Annotated in this window: 14 protein-coding genes; 2 read left to right on the top strand and 12 right to left on the bottom strand. The window is 49.0% G+C overall.

The genetic code is table 11. From position 1 onward, the window contains the following. Positions 1 to 101 precede the first annotated feature (101 nt). Both QMA35_RS01985 and QMA35_RS01980 read right to left on the bottom strand, forming a co-directional pair. A complete protein-coding gene (locus tag QMA35_RS01985; protein WP_281645450.1) occupies positions 102 to 503 on the bottom strand; it encodes a DUF4372 domain-containing protein in 402 nt (133 codons plus the stop codon). An 80-nt stretch (positions 504 to 583) separates the two neighbouring features. After that, a complete protein-coding gene (locus QMA35_RS01980; protein ID WP_281645449.1) occupies positions 584 to 931 on the bottom strand; it encodes a GIY-YIG nuclease family protein in 348 nt (115 codons plus the stop codon). A 142-nt stretch (positions 932 to 1,073) separates the two neighbouring features. Here QMA35_RS01980 and arfB point away from each other — a divergent pair, with 142 nt between their 5' ends. Then, entirely contained in the window at positions 1,074 to 1,487 is a 414-nt protein-coding gene (arfB, locus tag QMA35_RS01975) for an alternative ribosome rescue aminoacyl-tRNA hydrolase ArfB (protein WP_281645448.1), read from the top strand. Positions 1,488 to 1,545: 58 nt separating this feature from the next. Here the strand turns inward: arfB and QMA35_RS01970 are convergent, their stop codons facing one another. Next, a complete protein-coding gene (locus tag QMA35_RS01970) occupies positions 1,546 to 3,318 on the bottom strand; it encodes a DEAD/DEAH box helicase (RefSeq protein WP_281645447.1) in 1,773 nt (590 codons plus the stop codon). A 77-nt stretch (positions 3,319 to 3,395) separates the two neighbouring features. On the opposite strand from QMA35_RS01970, the gene QMA35_RS01965 reads away from it, so the two are divergent. Beyond that, positions 3,396 to 4,130, top strand: a complete 735-nt coding sequence (locus tag QMA35_RS01965; RefSeq protein ID WP_281645446.1) for a 16S rRNA pseudouridine(516) synthase — start codon at positions 3,396 to 3,398, stop codon at positions 4,128 to 4,130. 112 nt (positions 4,131 to 4,242) lie between these two features. Here QMA35_RS01965 and QMA35_RS01960 read toward each other — a convergent pair whose 3' ends face one another. From QMA35_RS01960 to folC, 9 genes are all read right to left on the bottom strand, one after another. Further along, positions 4,243 to 6,279, bottom strand: a complete 2,037-nt coding sequence (locus tag QMA35_RS01960) for a DUF3488 and transglutaminase-like domain-containing protein (protein ID WP_281645445.1) — start codon at positions 6,277 to 6,279, stop codon at positions 4,243 to 4,245. 27 nt (positions 6,280 to 6,306) lie between these two features. Beyond that, positions 6,307 to 7,266 (bottom strand): DUF58 domain-containing protein, encoded by a 960-nt coding sequence (locus QMA35_RS01955; RefSeq protein WP_281645444.1) that lies wholly within the window; start codon positions 7,264 to 7,266, stop codon positions 6,307 to 6,309. Beyond that, positions 7,263 to 8,165 carry an AAA family ATPase gene (locus QMA35_RS01950; protein WP_281645443.1) on the bottom strand — a complete coding sequence of 301 codons (903 nt, stop codon included), beginning with the start codon at positions 8,163 to 8,165 and terminating at the stop codon, positions 7,263 to 7,265. Before QMA35_RS01950 ends, QMA35_RS01955 begins: the two co-directional genes overlap by 4 nt. Positions 8,166 to 8,704: 539 nt before the next feature. After that, entirely contained in the window at positions 8,705 to 10,909 is a 2,205-nt protein-coding gene (locus tag QMA35_RS01945) for a YgiQ family radical SAM protein (protein WP_348650921.1), read from the bottom strand. Between the two features lie 370 nt (positions 10,910 to 11,279). Next, complete coding sequence (locus QMA35_RS01940; protein ID WP_281645441.1) at positions 11,280 to 12,473, bottom strand: O-succinylhomoserine sulfhydrylase; 1,194 nt, start codon at positions 12,471 to 12,473, stop codon at positions 11,280 to 11,282. Positions 12,474 to 12,562: 89 nt separating this feature from the next. Beyond that, a complete protein-coding gene (gene purF, locus QMA35_RS01935) occupies positions 12,563 to 14,074 on the bottom strand; it encodes an amidophosphoribosyltransferase (RefSeq protein ID WP_281645440.1) in 1,512 nt (503 codons plus the stop codon). A gap of 124 nt (positions 14,075 to 14,198) precedes the next feature. Beyond that, the gene (locus tag QMA35_RS01930; RefSeq protein ID WP_281645439.1) at positions 14,199 to 14,693 is read right to left on the bottom strand and encodes a CvpA family protein; all 495 of its coding nucleotides are present in this window, start codon (positions 14,691 to 14,693) and stop codon (positions 14,199 to 14,201) included. 103 nt (positions 14,694 to 14,796) lie between these two features. Beyond that, complete coding sequence (locus tag QMA35_RS01925; protein WP_281645438.1) at positions 14,797 to 15,303, bottom strand: SPOR domain-containing protein; 507 nt, start codon at positions 15,301 to 15,303, stop codon at positions 14,797 to 14,799. Positions 15,304 to 15,445: 142 nt separating this feature from the next. Continuing rightward, positions 15,446 to 16,792: a bifunctional tetrahydrofolate synthase/dihydrofolate synthase gene (gene folC, locus QMA35_RS01920; RefSeq protein ID WP_281645437.1), complete on the bottom strand. Its 1,347-nt coding sequence runs from the start codon at positions 16,790 to 16,792 to the stop codon at positions 15,446 to 15,448. Between the last annotated feature and the right edge of the window lie 15 nt (positions 16,793 to 16,807).

The following is a 16,807-nucleotide window of genomic DNA, read 5'->3' as shown; positions in this document are numbered from 1 at the left end:
CTTCGGGTCATACACCGTATGAAGCTTTATGCCGCCTTTGGTTTTTCGGAAATGCGCCCACTCAAACTGGTTCAAATGTAAGTCAATGGTCGTGGAATCAATCAGGCGTACCATATACTGGCCGCTCCCCGAGGCAGATGGCTTCTGACCTTTTGCAATAGAAAGAAAAAGGTTTCTGAGAAAATGCTGGCCGCCCGAGTGCTGTTGGCATCTGACAATGAAGAGCGCTTTATGCGAGAGACACCCAAATGATAATGGTGGTTGTGGCAGGTATTAAAATTCTCAACCAGATCCCGAATGGAAACCCGGCTGGCCAGTTGAGCAAACATCATGGCAACGAGTTGAGTCCAGCATGACAGAGTCCGGATTCGATGATCTCCGTTGTGGCGATCAACGACCTTCTGAAACTGATGACGTGGGATTGTCTTGAGTAACTGTTGGAAAACGCTGTTATGATGCTTTATGCCTGTCTTTTTTGTTTTGTGAAATAGCTGTCTCGACAACCGCTATTTTACCGCAAACCACTAAAGACAGGCATCTCACGCCTTTCTCGATTTTTTTAACCGGACAGCAGTGTTCTCAATTAAACATCCTGCAAAGATACTTGCCCAGCCACCAGTTTTTCCTTGGTGGCTTTTGGTTGTTTCTTTAACTTGTATTCCATTTTTAATGCCCATGAGCGATTTTTAACTTTTTCCGAAAAAACCAATTCCAGCGGCCCCCGACCTCGAAGATAACGAGCCGCCTTGCCTTTCCCGGACTGATGTTCAGCAAAACGCCGCTCCACATCAGTCGTTATGCCACAGTAGAGGCTGTTGTCTTTACAGCGAATTAGATACAGAAACCAGTGATTCATCGGATCCAAAATTTTTACATTCTGTTTTAAAATGTACAGACTGCTCTTCTTAAGGCCAAGGGTAATTTCCAGCATAAACACTCTGGCTCTGGGTTAGCATTCAGAATTTGAAGACGGCCCCCCCGAGAGCTCCAGCCATTTGCTTTAATTCTCATCATGAATCCCAGATAATACCGCCTCTGCCTACTGAGGCAGGTTAATGACCAAGGACATAACAATGTTAAGGATATCCACTCACGTCTCTATTCCGGATGACGAAATAGAAATCACCGCGATTCGCGCTCAAGGAGCCGGAGGCCAGAACGTTAACAAGGTTTCCAGTGCTATCCATTTGCGCTTCGATATAAACAGTTCATCATTGCCGGATTTTTACAAATCCCGTCTGCTGAAGCTATCTGACAGCCGTATCAGCAAAGATGGCATTGTTATTATCAAAGCCCAAAGGTTTCGCACCCAGGAAAAAAACCGTAATGATGCGTTGGAGCGGCTGGCCGAGCTGGTTTATTCCGTCACCAAAGTGCAGAAAAAGCGTGTTGCAACGAAACCAACAAAAGCGTCAAAGGAAAGAAGACTGAAAAGTAAAGCTAAACGCAGCAATGTGAAATCAATGAGAGGTCGGGTTAATGATTAATCTCAGCGTAATCACTGAACTAAATTAACAACCATTAGCCCCCTCGCGCAACCAACGATTAACCGGCTTCTACTGCCGTACGATAACCTCCTTTGTAGTCAAATATCTTATCTCTTATACTCCAACCCCGTTTCTCTTTTGCAGCAATTACGAAGTCCGGCTTCCGGAATTTCTTGCTTTGTTCTACAACATCTTCCGGAGTACGTGCGCGAAAAGTTTCTCCACGATTAATCTGATGCAGCTTGCCAAAATGGTGATAGAACGCTCCCTGCTGGGCGGGAGTCTCCAGCCGGAAGTACTCGGTTATTTCTAAACCTTCCTCATCAAAGTACGCAACCCGAATACGTGACTGGCCGGCTTTATCCTTATCTACTTTCATCTCCATCCAGGCACATCGAAGAACAGTGACATTGCGCAGATTCAAGGCATCTTTCAGTTTGTCATCAGGGTCAGCAAGAACATTTCCACAGTCATGACAACGGCGGGCTGCAATATCATTTTCTGCGTTGCACTGTTTGCACTCTTTAAAACGGAATCGGAAGTCGCAACGATCACGTTCACCATCAAGGGAATCAATATAGCCCTGACAACGGCGCCCATAGTGCTCGACAAGATCACCCTCGCTATCCACGATCCCCCAAAAACTATTTTGGCAACCACATACGGGGCAATCCACATCCACAGGCACACATCTGGAGTTCGGGCGGGGTTCACCAATTTCCGGGCTGAAAATATTGTAATTATTACCAGTGAAATCCATTACCAGACAATCTTTCTTACCCTCAGCAAGCCGCAGGCCCCGACCAACAATCTGTTGATACAGGCTCACAGATTCTGTGGGGCGAAGAATGGCAATCACATCAACATGGGGCGCATCAAAGCCGGTGGTCAACACCGAGACATTGACCAGATACTTAATTGCTTTTTGTTTGAACTGCTCAATCAGTTTGTCTCGCTCGACACCAGGAGTATCACCAATAATCAATGCCGATTCAGCTTTTGGAAGATAACCCAAAATCTCTTTGGCATGATCAACCGTAGAGGCAAAAATCATTACCCCCAGGCGATCTTCAGACTCTTTCATAACCTGAGCCATTATGGCCGCCGTTGCCCTGCCCTCGCCTTTTAACAGCAGATTCAAGTCAGCTTCAGGATAATATCCGTTGCGATTGGCAACACGGCTAAAGTCATACCACGCTACCGGCGCGTCAATCATCCTGGGTGGTGTCAGGAACTGATTGTCGATCATATAAGACAGCGGCAGTTCAAATACACACTCTGCAAAAAAGCGCTCTTCTTCTGTCCGTACTCTTTTTTGCTGTCCCGGCTGGGAGAAATAGTTATAGAGCCAACCCATGCCCAGACGATAAGGCGTGGCAGTTAACCCCAAAACTTTCAGATTAGGGTTCAACTTACGAAGGTGGTTAATGACTTTGTGATAACTGCTGTTTTTTTCCAGAGAAATCCGGTGGCATTCATCAACGACCAACAAGGTATAACTGCTGTCATTAAACTCTGACAAGTTACGAACCACAGATTGAACACTGCCAAACACAACATGCTCACTGGCTTCCTTGCGCCCAAGCCCGGCGCTGAATATAGAGGCCTTCAGGTCATAACTTTCGTACTTATTATGGTTCTGCTCCACCAGTTCTTTGACATGGGCGAGCACCAGAACCCGACCACGGGCAATACGACCAAGCTCACTGATTACCAGACTTTTACCAGCACCGGTAGGTAAAACAACAACCGCGGGGGCACTGGTTTTGCGAAAATGCTGGATCACACTTCGGACGGCATCTTTTTGATAAAGGCGAAGCTGGAATGACATAAAGGACTTAAATTCATACAATACCTAACGGATAGAATATCCCTACCTCCTTTCAAAAAACCAGTTATTTACTTTTCATGGCCCTCAATCGCAGCCGTTTAGACCGTTTTCTCAGTACCACTATCAATATCAGCCGACGTGATACCCGCATATTGTTTGCGCAGGGGCGTGTTCAGGTTGATGGAAGAACAGCTTCGGATGGCAACCAGCAAATCGACCGGTTTACATGCATCACTTTTGACGGGACAATTCTGCAGGACAACAAGCCCCGCTACCTGATGCTTCATAAACCCGTAGGTGTTGTCAGCGCTACCCGAGATACAGAACATAGAACGGCACTGGAAATCCTTAATGAACCAGAAAACAGTGATCTGCATATTGCCGGGCGCCTGGATCTGAATACATCAGGATTACTGCTACTGACAAACGACAGCCGCTGGTCATCCAGGCTAACGGCACCAGACCACAAGGTTGAAAAGCGGTACAGAGTCACTCTGCAGAAACCATTGAATGACTCTTATGTGAAAGCCTTCAATCAAGGCATGTACTTTGAGTTTGAAAACCTGACCACCCGCCCGGCAGGTTTTAAGCAGTTGTCATTATTTGTGGCAGAAATCACTCTTCAGGAAGGCCGTTATCACCAGATTAAACGCATGTTTGGGCGATTTCGAAATCCGGTACTGGCACTGCATCGGATATCGGTTGGCAAGATCCAACTCTGCCCAACGCTTTCCCCTGGCCAGTACCGAGAACTGACATCCGAGGAAGTTAGTCATATTCAAGGATTCGCCGCACACACGCGGTTCCTATGAACACCCTATGAACAAGCAGGTATAAAATTAAGGAGCGTATTTACGCCCCTTAATCAAAACTAACCCTGCTCATGGGCTTACTACAAATGCAACCAAAGCGCTCACTGTACAGCTACACCAGCACCGCCCTCTTCAACTTACCAAGGTCACCGCTCTGCTCTTCCCCATAAACCAGGCGGATATAAAAAGACGTCACTTGCATCGCCTGTCGCCCCAATTCTGGCCTCTCTCCCATAATACGGCGGGCATAATCTTCAGGCCCTTCTCCCGGCTTTCGGGGAATACCTTTACGAGCCATACGCTTGCAGAATCTGCGGTAATAACGTTCGGTTGGTGCCATCCGCTGCTTCCAGGGCTTAATCAACATCACAGCGGTAACAACCATTACCGCCAGCACACTGATAATAAGCAGACGGGTTAACACCATTAGCGAGTCCTGCCCTGGGAACAGTTTTTTAAACAGATCTTTCTGACTGTTCTCATCGTAGGACAAAACCATACGTTGCCACTGGTATTCCAGATTCTCGTACTTCAAACGTAACGAATTCACCCAGGAAATATCCCGATAGCGAATAGGAGAAAAGATAGCTCCTTCAAGGAAGGAACCTTCCATCGCCACAGCGGATTCCAAACCTTCTTCTATCCGGTTTGGAGCGACGGCAGCTGTTGGATCAACTCTTTCCCAGCCATAGCCGGGTTGCCAGAACTCAACCCAGGCGTGGGCGTCAAACTGACGCACCTGAATAATTTTGCCATCCTTAAGCTCACCACCCTGATAACCTGCAACAACACGGGCGGGGATTCCGGCGGCACGCAGCAGGAATGTGAGAGCGCCAGCATAATGGGCGCAAAAGCCACGCTTGGTATCAAACAGAAATCTGTCTATACGATTTCCATCGAGAAGTGGTGGGCGAAGGGTGTAGTAATACTGCTGGAACCGGAAACGGTAGAGAACATCCTCAATAAACCCAGAAACATTATCTCCATGGCGTTGCTTTAGTTCCTGTGCCAGTGCTCTGGTGCGCTCGTTACCGTTCTTGGGCAACTGAAGGCTGACCTTTTTTAACCAATACGGAAGCTCCCGATCAAATCCCTCCAGCTGCCCGGAACGCATATGGTATTGCTTAAGAAGATCAACATTATCTTTTGCCAGTAACCGCCAGTCCCGAGTGACACCTGCACCTTCAAACGTTTCTGTAGCAGACCCCAAAACCGGCAGCCACGGGCGACCACTCGGTTCAAGAATGATGTCGTAATCATAAACAACCGATTCTTCATCCTCACTGGGAACTGGCCAGTACGGATCAGTGGGGTACCAACTCACTAACTTGTTAGGGTCAACGCCAATACTAATCCAGTCATCACTCTCTCCCTGAAACCAGCGGCGACCATCAAAAAAATGCATAACTACAGCACGCCAGTAACGTTCATCAGGTGATGGTATAGCTCCGGTAAATGTTGCCCGAAAAGCCAGCTCTGCAGACTGGCTCAAACGAGCTATATCGCCAGGGGCCATCTCATCAGACAAGCCAGTTTTGGCGCTGTTATCTGGAAGAGGAACAACCCATAAAGGAGGAATACGAGGAACCAGCACAAACAGAAGAACCATTAAAGGCAATGATTGAAGCGTCATTACCATCCCGGTCTTTAAGACGGGCAAAACCGCCGTTTTCTCTGATGATTGGTGCAATCCGACAAGAGACGAAACCAGCATAACCAAACAGGTCAGCAAATATATCGTCATAGGAATCGACTGTGAAAACAGCAACCCGGTTACCGCAACAAAGAACCCAAGAAAACAAAGCAGTAACGCATCACGCCGACTGCGCATTTCCAACAGTTTCAGGGTATAGGCAGAAACAAGAGTTGCTGCCCCGGCTTCCAGCCCCAGCAAGGTTCCATAGTGCATAACAATCATAACAAGCGCGGCGATAACTAACGCTGTACGAATAATCCAGCCAGGGTTACTGCCCCTTGAACGCAGTAAAGTCAATCGCCAGATAACGGTCAAAGCCGCCAGTGCCAGTATTCCCGGCGGCAGCAGCGGCACCAGTGGCAGGCTCACCATCACCAGAATAATAACCAGACTAAAGCTTGCTGCTCGGGTCACTGCCTTGGGTGGAGTTGTATTGTTCTTTTTACCAAACATATTCAGCGTTTTGGTTACTTATTAGCATTAATGATACAGCGCAAGAGCATCCAGACACCTGTGGGCATGACTCGTTCCCTGCCCTGGCTCAATAGCTTGCCCACCTAATCTGAGCCCCCAGATTTGGGTACCATTGCCCAGCTGCACACATTGGCTGGCTAACCAGCTCAGCTTTTCTTCCATATCTCGACCAGGTGCTTCGTCATAGTTCAACCATAAGTCCTCACCGGCTAAACCATGAAACTGCCGAACTAGTAATTCATCGCTACGGGCCAGAACTTTCCAGTCAACCTGAGCAGCAGAATCAGTCGGATTGAAAGCGCGGAAACCGGCAAAGTCATCCATACCATCGGGCACAATTCTATGACCCTCTTCCCCAAAACCTGTGGAAGCGACGGTTTCAACAGTCTGTAAACCTGGCCAGACCAATGTTCTCTGATCCAAATCTACCCAGCTCCATGCGCGAAACAATCCAAGAGGATATATGGTTTCTATTCTTAGCCGGGAAGGTGATAACCACCCCCGTTTAGACGCTGGGCAACTCACAGTGGTTTCAATTTCTTCCCCTAAAGGGTCAACCCTTACCAAGCCTTCATCAGGTTGAGTAGTATCGGGCCAGCCAATCATCACTCCTTGCTGCTGGCGCCCTTCTTCTCCCCGGCAGGCAATATGAAACCCTGCCAGTTGCCCTGCATGCACAGAGTCTGCTTTACGGGCAGTCAGGGTTATTCCGGCGAGATTGCGCCATGTTTGCCATAGAGCAACCTGAAACAACGCAACCATAAAGAAAGACACACCAAAACTAAGACTGTTGCGGTAATTCACTCCCGCCAGAAACACCAGGACAGCCACCAGAAGAAAGCTATAACCTGCCTTTGTGGGAAGGATAAAAAGACTTTTCTGATTCAGTGTGACCGAGCGGGCTGGAGGAATACGCCGGTTCAGCCATTTCTTCCAGCGTGCCTGTTGTTGCTTGATAACACTCATCGGGCATCGGTCACATCAACTTCCATAAGCAGCGCTTTGACCGCCCCGCCTCTACGGCTTTGCAGCCTGTGCTCTGCCACTGAGGGAAAAACCGCCTGTACGTCTTCCGGCAAAACATAATCCCTACCCGACATAAATGCCCAGGCTCTCGCAGCAGCCAATAAGGCAAGGGAAGCTCGTGGGGAAAGACCACACACAAAACGATCACCCTCACGGGTAGCCGCCACCAATCGCTGAATATAATCCAGCAGCCGCTCACGAGCCTGAACCTGCTGAACCTTATTCTGAAGTGCAACCAGTTGTTCTGTGTTGATAACAGCCTTCACTTTATCCATAACCGCACGGCCAGTTTCACCACTCAACATGGCTCGCTCTGCTGCTGGGTCGGGGTAGCCCATCTGAATGCGCATCAAAAAACGGTCAAGCTGGGATTCTGGCAGCGGGAAGGTTCCGGACTGGGTAATCGGATTACGTGTGGCAATAACAAAGAAAGGTTCAGGCAGCGGGCGAGATTCACCTTCTACAGACACCTGCCCTTCTTCCATCGCTTCCAGTAACGCACTTTGAGTACGAGGCGTTGCCCGGTTAATTTCATCGGCCAGCAACAATTGAGTAAACACCGGTCCGGGCTGAAAACGGAAGACAGATTCGTTTCGGTCAAAAATGGAAATACCGAGAATGTCCGCTGGCAATAAATCACTAGTGAACTGAATACGCTGCCAATCCAAACCTGTCACTTTGGCTAAACCCTGAGCCAGCGTGGTTTTCCCCATACCGGGAACATCTTCAATTAGCAGGTGACCACGGGCCAGCAAACAGCACAGAGCGAGACGTAACTGCTGATCCTTACCACTGATAGCTTGGGCAAGGGAGGAGATAGACTGATCAATCAGAGACATAAATTGGCGTTTCTTGTTATCCGTTGGCTTATAAATTGATTGTAGTGAGCATCCTTAAAGAAACTCAACCACCTGTTTTGATTTCTGCCTGTCTGGTTTACGAATTAATGTAAGCCATGGATTCAAAAAACTGGTCGGCACAACTTCCCGCCGGTTCTAAAGATTACAAAGACCCTTTAAACGAAAACCACGCTGGTTGCGGATCCCCCTCAGGAAGATATTCTGAAGGGCGAAGATAAGTCTGAAATATTTATTGATCCGGATGAATAATAAAACCAAAAATTTCCAGCAAAGAGGCCATTTACCACTCGTAAATCTCAACACCTGAGAAGTACTCCGGTTCTATACTAGCTGCTCATTCTCATTTAAATTTAAGATTTCCTCTATAAACGCTGAACGGTTTACGGCGTTCTCTTCTGATAAATGATCATTCATTTTCACATCCATGGAATACGAGGAAATGTATATTAGGGGGATATCAGAGTGCCGAGCAGCACCGGTCAGAAATACTCTGACCGGCACTTATAGAGAGCGAGAGGCTATCGTACAGGCCGCTTTTTCTTATTCTTTGGTGTCACCGGCTTTCTGTTATCCCACTGCCCACCGCGCGCTTTTTGATAAGGCTTACCTGCCGCTTTCTTCGCAGGCGGACGATGACCTTGCCGCCCGGGTGCATGACGCCCTTTACGTTCAGGTGCTGGAACCAATTGATGTGGTTTGTCACCAATCAGATCTTCCCTTCCCATAGTACGCAAAGCTTCCCGGATAGTGTCATGGTGACGGGTATCATGGTTACGCAAGAAAGCCTTATGAAGACGACGCTGATTCATTTCTCGAGGAATGAACAATCGACCATCTTTATAGCTCAACTTCTTCAGAGGATTACGACCAGAGTGGTACATAGCTGTCGCCAGAGACATTGGCGAAGGATAGAACGTCTGCACCTGATCAACCCGGAAGCCATTCTTTTTCAGCCACAAGCCCAAGTTCATCATATCTTCATCAGTACTGCCGGGATGGGCAGCAATAAAGTACGGAATCAAATACTGTTTCTTGCCAGCTTCCCTGGAGTACTTCTCGAACATTTTCTTGAAGTTGTCGTAAGTCCCCATACCCGGCTTCATCATCAGATCCAATGTGCCCTTCTCGGTATGCTCCGGTGCAATCTTCAGATATCCTCCAACATGATGAGTAACCAGCTCCTTCACATACTCGGGATCTTCCACTGCCAGGTCATAGCGAAGACCAGAAGCAATCGCGATTTTCTTGATACCCGGTACTTTACGAGCTGCACGATAAAGCTCAGTTGTGGGCTTATGGGAAGTCTCCAGATTCTTACATATACCGGGAAAGACGCAGGACAAACGTCGGCAACTGGCCTGTATTTCTGCAGATTTACAGTTCAGGAAATACATGTTGGCTGTTGGGCCGCCAAGATCAGAAATTTGGCCGGTAAAGCCCGGCACCTTGTCCCGAATATCTTCCAGTTCCTGCAGAACAGATTCCTGGGAACGGCTTTGGATAACCCGGCCTTCATGCTCAGTGATACTGCAGAAGGTACAACCACCGAAACAACCTCGCATGATATTGACCGATGTTTTGATCATATCGTAGGCAGGAATCCTGGCATCACCATAAGAAGGATGAGGGCGGCGCTGATAATGCAGAGCAAATACTCCATCGATCTCAGGAGTTTCCAGAGGAATCGGTGGAGGGTTGACCCAGACTTCACGATTACCATGCTTTTGTACCAGCACACGGGCATTGTGAGGGTTGGCTTCCTGATGCAGCACCCGTGAGGCATGGGCGTACAAAGCCGGATCCTTATTCACCTTTTCAAAAGACGGCAGGCGAATACAGGTTTTTTCGTCCAACTCCGCTTTACGGTGCAGCGGCAGAGGAATGATACGAATCGCTTGAACGTCTTCGTCAGCGGCTTCCGATTTCTTTTTGTCACACTCGCTTTCTTCTTTCCACTCGTACGGGTTGCCACCGTAAGCGTCTTCCAGAGAAGAAACATCACGGGGCCAGTCAATACGGGAAGAATCAATCTCAGTCCAGCCTGTCGGAGTAGCCGATTTGATCACGACCGTGCCACGAATATTATCGATGGTATCAATCGACTCCCCTGTCGCAACCCGGTGCGCCAGTTCAGCCATAGCCCGTTCGGCATTGCCGTAAATCAACATATCTGCACCGGAGTCAATCAATACAGAACGGCGTACTTCGTCGGTCCAATAATCATACTGAGCAATACGACGCAGGCTGGCTTCGATCCCGCCAATGTAAATAGGTACGTCTTTGTAGGCCTGACGGCAACGTTGGCTGTAAACAGTCACCGCACGATCAGGACGTTTACCCGGCTCACCATCAGGGGTATAAGCATCATCACTGCGAACCTTCAGATCAGCGGTATAACGGTTGATCATGGAGTCCATATTGCCCGCAGCCACACCGAAGAACAGGTTCGGCTTACCCAATTTCATAAAGTCATTGGGGCAGGTCCAGTCTGGCTGGGCAATAATACCCACACGGAAACCCTGGGACTCCATAAACCGGCCAACAACGGCCATGCCAAAGCTGGGGTGATCCACATAGGCATCACCAGTCACAATGATAATGTCACAGGAGTCCCATCCCAGCTCATCCATCTCAGCACGAGACATAGGAAGATAAGGAGCCGTGCCATAACACTCCGCCCAGTATTTGGGGTAAGAGAACAAATCTGGAGCCTGCACAGGCATGCGCTGGGTGGCTTTTGTCATTGGAGCTCAGGTCAAAGTTCTAGAAAGTCGCGCATTCTAACCTTGAATAGCCCACGATGGTATCTCTCTTGACCACCGGCAAGGCAGGAGTTTCATCAGACTTATAGGCATTAGCAGCCTAAACTGGAAAAAGTATTCAGGGGTTATGTAATGGGCAAGATTGGAGACTTCGCAGTTGAAGCTGCTAAAAAGCTATGACAATCCGTTCGCCCGATTCGGCTTGAGGAGACAGCCCCAACTATTAACACAGCAGTGGAAACAATTGGGGCAGCCCTGCACAGAGCCGGATTAAGATAGTTTAAAAGCGTTACCCTAATGGCATAAGCAACTGATCAACTCCGTCAGAAAATCAGAGCTGAGACAACCCTCGTTCGAGATCAGCCTTCAGGTCTTCAACATTCTCCAGGCCAGCAGCGATACGAACCAGCCCTTCGGCTATACCGGCCTTAAGTTTGTCTTCATCACTTAAACGGCAATGGGTCGTTGAGGCCGGGTGAGTGACCGTTGTACGGGTATCTCCAAGGTTCGCCGTACGGGAGATAATCTGAACACTATCAATCACTTTCCAGGCTGCTTCACGCCCTCCCTCAACTTCAAAAGACAGTACGCCGCCGTAACCCTGCTGCTGTTTGCGGGCTAAGGCCGCACCGGGGTGATGGGGCAAACCGCAATAATGCACATCGACGACCTTCGGGTGCTCAGCCAACCACCAAGCTAATTGCTGGGCATTACGGCAATGAGCATCCATACGCAGCTTCAGTGTTTCCAAACCTTTCAGCAGCACCCAGGCATTAAACGGGCTCAAGCTGGCGCCCGCCCCACGCTGCCAGAGTTGGATAGGCTGAATCAACTCTTTATTGCCCAAGGCAATACCACCCATACAGCGACCCTGACCATCTATAAACTTAGTGGCCGAGTGCATCACAATGTCCGCGCCCCAGGCCAAAGGTTGCTGAAGAGCGGGGGTGCAGAAACAGTTATCAACCACGAACAGTGCATCACCCTCGTGGGCAATAGCCGCAATGGCTTCCAAGTCTGCGACTTCGCACAGGGGGTTGGAAGGTGTTTCCAGAAACAACATTTTGGTTTCCGGCTTCATGGCTGCTTGCCACTGCTCAAGATCAGTAAGCTCCACAAAAGTACAGGTCACACCAAACTGGGCCAGCGTTTTACCAAAAATGGTGACAGTTGTACCAAAAACACTACGGGAGCAAATCACATGGTCACCAGCTTTCAGGTGTGCCATGCAAATACCCAAAATGGCCGCCATACCAGAGCCGGTAGCACAGCCTTCTTCTGCCCCTTCCAGCGCCATCATCCGCTCTTCAAACATCCGAACACCGGGATTGGTATAACGGGAATAGACATTACCCTCTTCTTCCCCGGCAAAAACCGCGGCGGCCTGGGCAGCAGACTCATAGATGAAACTGGAAGTTAGGTAAATTGCTTCACTGTGTTCCCTTTCTGCCGAGCGCACAGTTCCGGCACGAACAGACAGGGTTTCAAAAGAAGCAGATTCAGGAAGTTCTTGCCGGTTTTTCATTCTGGTTATCTCCATACAAAAATGCAGCATCAGTATCTCTGATGCTGCACACTAACACACGAGTCAATGTTTATTGAAGAAAACCCTGATCAGGCCGTCTGGTTATAAACATCAATCACAGAGTCATCTTTGGAGCTGGCGGTCTTCGCGGCATCACTGCGGGACATAGCAAGCTTGTTCAGGTAATCCTCATCCACATTCCCAGCCAGATATTTGCCATCAAAGACAGCACAGTCAAACTCTTGAATCGTCGGATTACCCACCTGCACGGACTCGACCAAATCATGGAGTTCCTGGTAGAACAGTTTATCTGCACCAATCAACTCGGCGATTTCAGGAACAGTCCGACCATGGGCCACAAGCTCATGAGCTACCGGCATATCGATACCATACACATTGGGGTGGCGCACTTCCGGAGCCGCAGAACTGAAGTAAACATTCTTCGCTCCTGCTTCCCGTGCCATCTCAATGATCTGAGTGCATGTCGTTCCGCGAACAATGGAGTCATCAACCAGCATCACGTTCTTGCCCTTGAATTCAAGAGCAATAGCATTGAGCTTTTGCTTCACAGACTTTTTGCGCTCAGTTTGACCGGGCATGATAAAGGTGCGACCGATATAGCGGTTTTTAACAAAACCTTCCCGATAATTCACACCCAGATATTTTGCCATTTCCATAGCGGCAGGACGGCTACTGTCAGGGATTGGCATCACCACATCAATATCATGGTCGGCCCATTCCCTTTGCACCTTCTCTGCCAACTTCTGCCCCATACGCAGGCGTGACTTATAAACCGAAACCCCATCAATAATTGAGTCCGGACGGGCAAAGTAGACATACTCAAAAATACACGGCGTCAGCTGGCTGGTTTCCGTACAGATCTGGGTGTGAACCTCACCGTCGGGAGAAATCAAAATGGCTTCCCCGGGGAGAATATCCCGCACAGGTTCAAAACCAAGTGCACTCAAGGCAACAGATTCAGAGGCAAGCATAAACTCCGGGCCTTCCGGGGTTTCACGGCGGCCATAAATCAGCGGGCGAATACCGTGAGGATCACGGAAACCAACCAGTCCGTGCCCATTCACCATCGCCACAACCGCATAGCCCCCCTGGCATCTTTGCAATACCCGGCTTACCACGGTAAAGAAGTGCTCAGGCTTTGGCTGCAATTGCCCCTGCTCATGAAGTTCATGGGCAAAAACATTCAGAAGGATTTCGGAGTCAGAACTCGTGTTAATATGCCGCAACTGGGTGCGGTACATCTCTTCTTTTATGTCCTGAGCGTTGGTGAGATTACCGTTATGGGCAAGAGCGATGCCATAAGGAGAGTTTACAAAAAAAGGCTGGGCTTCAGCAGAGCTGGAACTGCCCGCTGTGGGATAGCGCACATGGCCAATTCCGATATTACCCTTGAGGAGTTTCATATGACGTGTGTGAAACACATCCCTGACTAAGCCATTATCTTTGCGAAGATGAAACCGCCCTTCATGGCAGGTCATCATCCCCGCTGCATCCTGGCCCCGGTGCTGCAAAACCGTCAGTGCATCGTAGAGCACCTGATTAATCGGGCTAGCTGCAGAAATCCCGATAATACCACACATGCGTCCATATACCTCATATAGTCAGCAATTCCAGTCCAGGAATGCTTTTTCTTAATCGGGGTACAGTGGGTGCTGTACCCCAGCGACGAAACCTTCTGAATATGAGTTTATGGGTTCTGATGCCTTAACGGACAAACAGTGGTGCCAGAGTATCCATGGCCAGACCTTTTACCCATTCAGAGACAATTTCAAAATGTGGAACAAGTGTGGAAGCGGCCCACCAGTTATCCTGCTGAACTGGCATATATTCAGCAATGCCAACCAGCATGGTCACCAGTAGAACTCCACGCAGGGCACCAAAAACCATGCCCAGGGCACGGTCGGTTCCTGACAACCCAGTCACTTCAACAAGCTTGCTGATAACGGTATTGATAATGCCGCCGGTTAGTAATGTGGCAACAAATAACAGGCCGGCAGCGGCAATAGTGCGTAGCGAAGGGATAGAAATGTATTCTTCAAACATCAATGCCAAACTGCCACTGAACAGCCAGGCAATAACAACTGCGGCTATCCAGGTAACCAGAGAGAGTACTTCTTTAAAAAATCCACGGGACAGGCTGATCAGTGCAGAGATCACAACAACAGCCACTATTACCCAGTCAACCCAGATCAAGTTCATGAAATGACAAAACTCGCTTCTGTTCTCATAAGGTCAGTTTTCGGGCGAGAATTCTAACAGCATTCCCGCACTATAGTCAGGCTCTTGTTTTCTGAATGTGTCATCAGGGTACAAATCTCACTACCATCCCTTTCAGACTGTAATCCTTCTCAATACTATTTCGCAGTTTCAGTATCTTTTCTTTACGAAGATCCGGCCCTACGTAAACACGGTAAAGAATGCGGCCTTTGGAACCTTTGGACTCACGGGTATAAGACCGGAAGCCATCGCCCCTTAACCGATCTTGCAGCTGAACAGCATTCAACTGCTTTGAAAAAGCCGCCAACTGGAGACTCCAACTGACTGGCAACTGTTTTTTATCGAGAGAAGGCCGTTCTTCCGGTGCCGCTGGTGGGGCTGGAGCAAAGTCTGCCGGTTCCGGTGGTGCTTCCATGAGAATATCCAGCCGTTCAACATACTTCGGAATTTCCGGAGCTTCGGGAGGTTCAGGTATTGTCAGAACCATATCCTCATCTTCAAACCCACCACTGAACAGCAGCGGGTAAAGAATAACGATTGAAGCGACCAGAACCAGAGCACCGGTCAGGCGCTGCTTACGCTTATGATCCATATTGGCATTCCTTGTTCACTGGCGGTTCAGCAAAAATGCCTCGTTTGGGAGGCCTCACTGAATTCAGCCGACTGAACCCCATAAAACAAATATAAAGAGATACTAACCGGCCAGATAGCAGACTGTCGATTATCCATATCGCTCAGGAAGATATCCGAGAACTATTTCGTCGACTGCGCAGAAACCCAAGAGATTCCCCAACAGTGTGAAATGACCCCAGCACAACAATATGATCACCAGCTTTCGCGCTCTCCAGAGCTGCGCTCAGGGCATCTTTCACAGCACTATAGCTGGTGACAGATTCTCCAAAACGCACCAGTTCATCAGCCAAGTCAGCACCTGTACGAGCTCTGGCAGCGTAACCCACTGTTGCCGTGTACCACTGTCGAAAACATCCCTTAAGTGGCTCCAGCACACCGGTCATATCTTTATCATCCAACATTCCTAAAACAGCAACTGGTGCTGTTTCACCTAAAGCTTGAACCCGCTCAGCCAGAAAGCGCGCAGCCTGAGGGTTGTGGGCAACATCCAGCATGACAGTTACCGGCTCACCCTGATGGTTAGTTGTCTTCACCAACTGACAACGGCCGGCCAATTGAGCCCCCCCCAAGCCATCACGGATGCTGTCATCAGTTACATCCGGGAACAGCCAGACCAATGCCTGCAACGCACAGATCACACTGGTTAACGGTAAGGAGGGTACTGGCAGCTTTTCAATGTTTCGCTGGCTCCCATCGAAACATTGACCTCTGAAAGTCATGAGATTATCGGCAATGGATGTATAGAAAGCCTGAGATGCCCGGAGTTCAATGGCCTGAATATTGTTAATATGTTCCAACAGTGAATGAGCAGGCTGTGCTTCGCCACAAATCGCCGGTCTTCCAGTGCGAAATATCCCCGCCTTCTCTCGGGCAATTTTTTCAATGGTATCTCCAAGCCAGGCCTGATGATCGAGGTCGACAGTTGTAACGATGGAAACATCCGCATCAACAATATTAACGGCGTCGAGCCTGCCACCGAGACCAACCTCCAGCAGAATGACATCAACATTCTCCTGAAAAAAAATATCCAAGGCCGCTAGCGCGCCAAACTCGAAATAGCTGAGAAAATCATCACCTCGCAGCTTTTCTATGCGGAAAAAAGAATCACAAATAGCTTGGTCAGCCACCATCTCGCCATCAATGCAGATACGCTCATTGAAGACTTCCAGGTGGGGCGAGGTCCATGACCCGGCACGAATCCCAGCTGATTTCAGTACAGAAGCCAGAGTGGCAACGGTACTGCCTTTGCCGTTTGTACCAGCCACAGTAATAACTTTTACCGGACGGTTGTCAGAGTAAAACGATGCAGGAAGAAGTTTTCTAGCAGTACGATCGGCCCGTTCAAGGCCAAGTACCATTTCATGCTCGGGGCGACGAGCTTCAAGAAAGGCCAGCCAGGAAGAAAGGCTGTTGGGATTTTCCGGAAAAGATGTGGAGAAGGCGTTCATCACTGCATTGCTGAC

This window comes from Parendozoicomonas sp. Alg238-R29 (assembly GCF_947331445.1).
Taxonomy (GTDB): Bacteria; Pseudomonadota; Gammaproteobacteria; order Pseudomonadales; family Endozoicomonadaceae; genus Sansalvadorimonas.
This window is presented reverse-complemented; position numbering and strand designations above follow the sequence as displayed.

Bases quoted from the DNA above. Each gene is read 5' to 3' on its own strand.
- folC (WP_281645437.1), bottom strand. From the start codon at position 16,792: ATGAACGCCTTCTCCACATCTTTTCCGGAAAATCCCAACAGCCTTTCT.
- QMA35_RS01970 (WP_281645447.1), bottom strand. From the start codon at position 3,318: ATGTCATTCCAGCTTCGCCTTTATCAAAAAGATGCCGTCCGAAGTGTG.
- purF (WP_281645440.1), bottom strand. From the start codon at position 14,074: ATGTGTGGTATTATCGGGATTTCTGCAGCTAGCCCGATTAATCAGGTG.
- QMA35_RS01925 (WP_281645438.1), bottom strand. From the start codon at position 15,303: ATGGATCATAAGCGTAAGCAGCGCCTGACCGGTGCTCTGGTTCTGGTC.
- QMA35_RS01930 (WP_281645439.1), bottom strand. From the start codon at position 14,693: ATGAACTTGATCTGGGTTGACTGGGTAATAGTGGCTGTTGTTGTGATC.
- QMA35_RS01960 (WP_281645445.1), bottom strand. From the start codon at position 6,279: ATGTTTGGTAAAAAGAACAATACAACTCCACCCAAGGCAGTGACCCGA.
- arfB (WP_281645448.1), top strand. From the start codon at position 1,074: ATGTTAAGGATATCCACTCACGTCTCTATTCCGGATGACGAAATAGAA.
- QMA35_RS01940 (WP_281645441.1), bottom strand. From the start codon at position 12,473: ATGAAAAACCGGCAAGAACTTCCTGAATCTGCTTCTTTTGAAACCCTG.
- QMA35_RS01955 (WP_281645444.1), bottom strand. From the start codon at position 7,266: ATGAGTGTTATCAAGCAACAACAGGCACGCTGGAAGAAATGGCTGAAC.
- QMA35_RS01965 (WP_281645446.1), top strand. From the start codon at position 3,396: ATGGCCCTCAATCGCAGCCGTTTAGACCGTTTTCTCAGTACCACTATC.
- QMA35_RS01945 (WP_348650921.1), bottom strand. From the start codon at position 10,909: ATGCCTGTGCAGGCTCCAGATTTGTTCTCTTACCCCAAATACTGGGCG.
- QMA35_RS01950 (WP_281645443.1), bottom strand. From the start codon at position 8,165: ATGTCTCTGATTGATCAGTCTATCTCCTCCCTTGCCCAAGCTATCAGT.
- QMA35_RS01980 (WP_281645449.1), bottom strand. From the start codon at position 931: ATGCTGGAAATTACCCTTGGCCTTAAGAAGAGCAGTCTGTACATTTTA.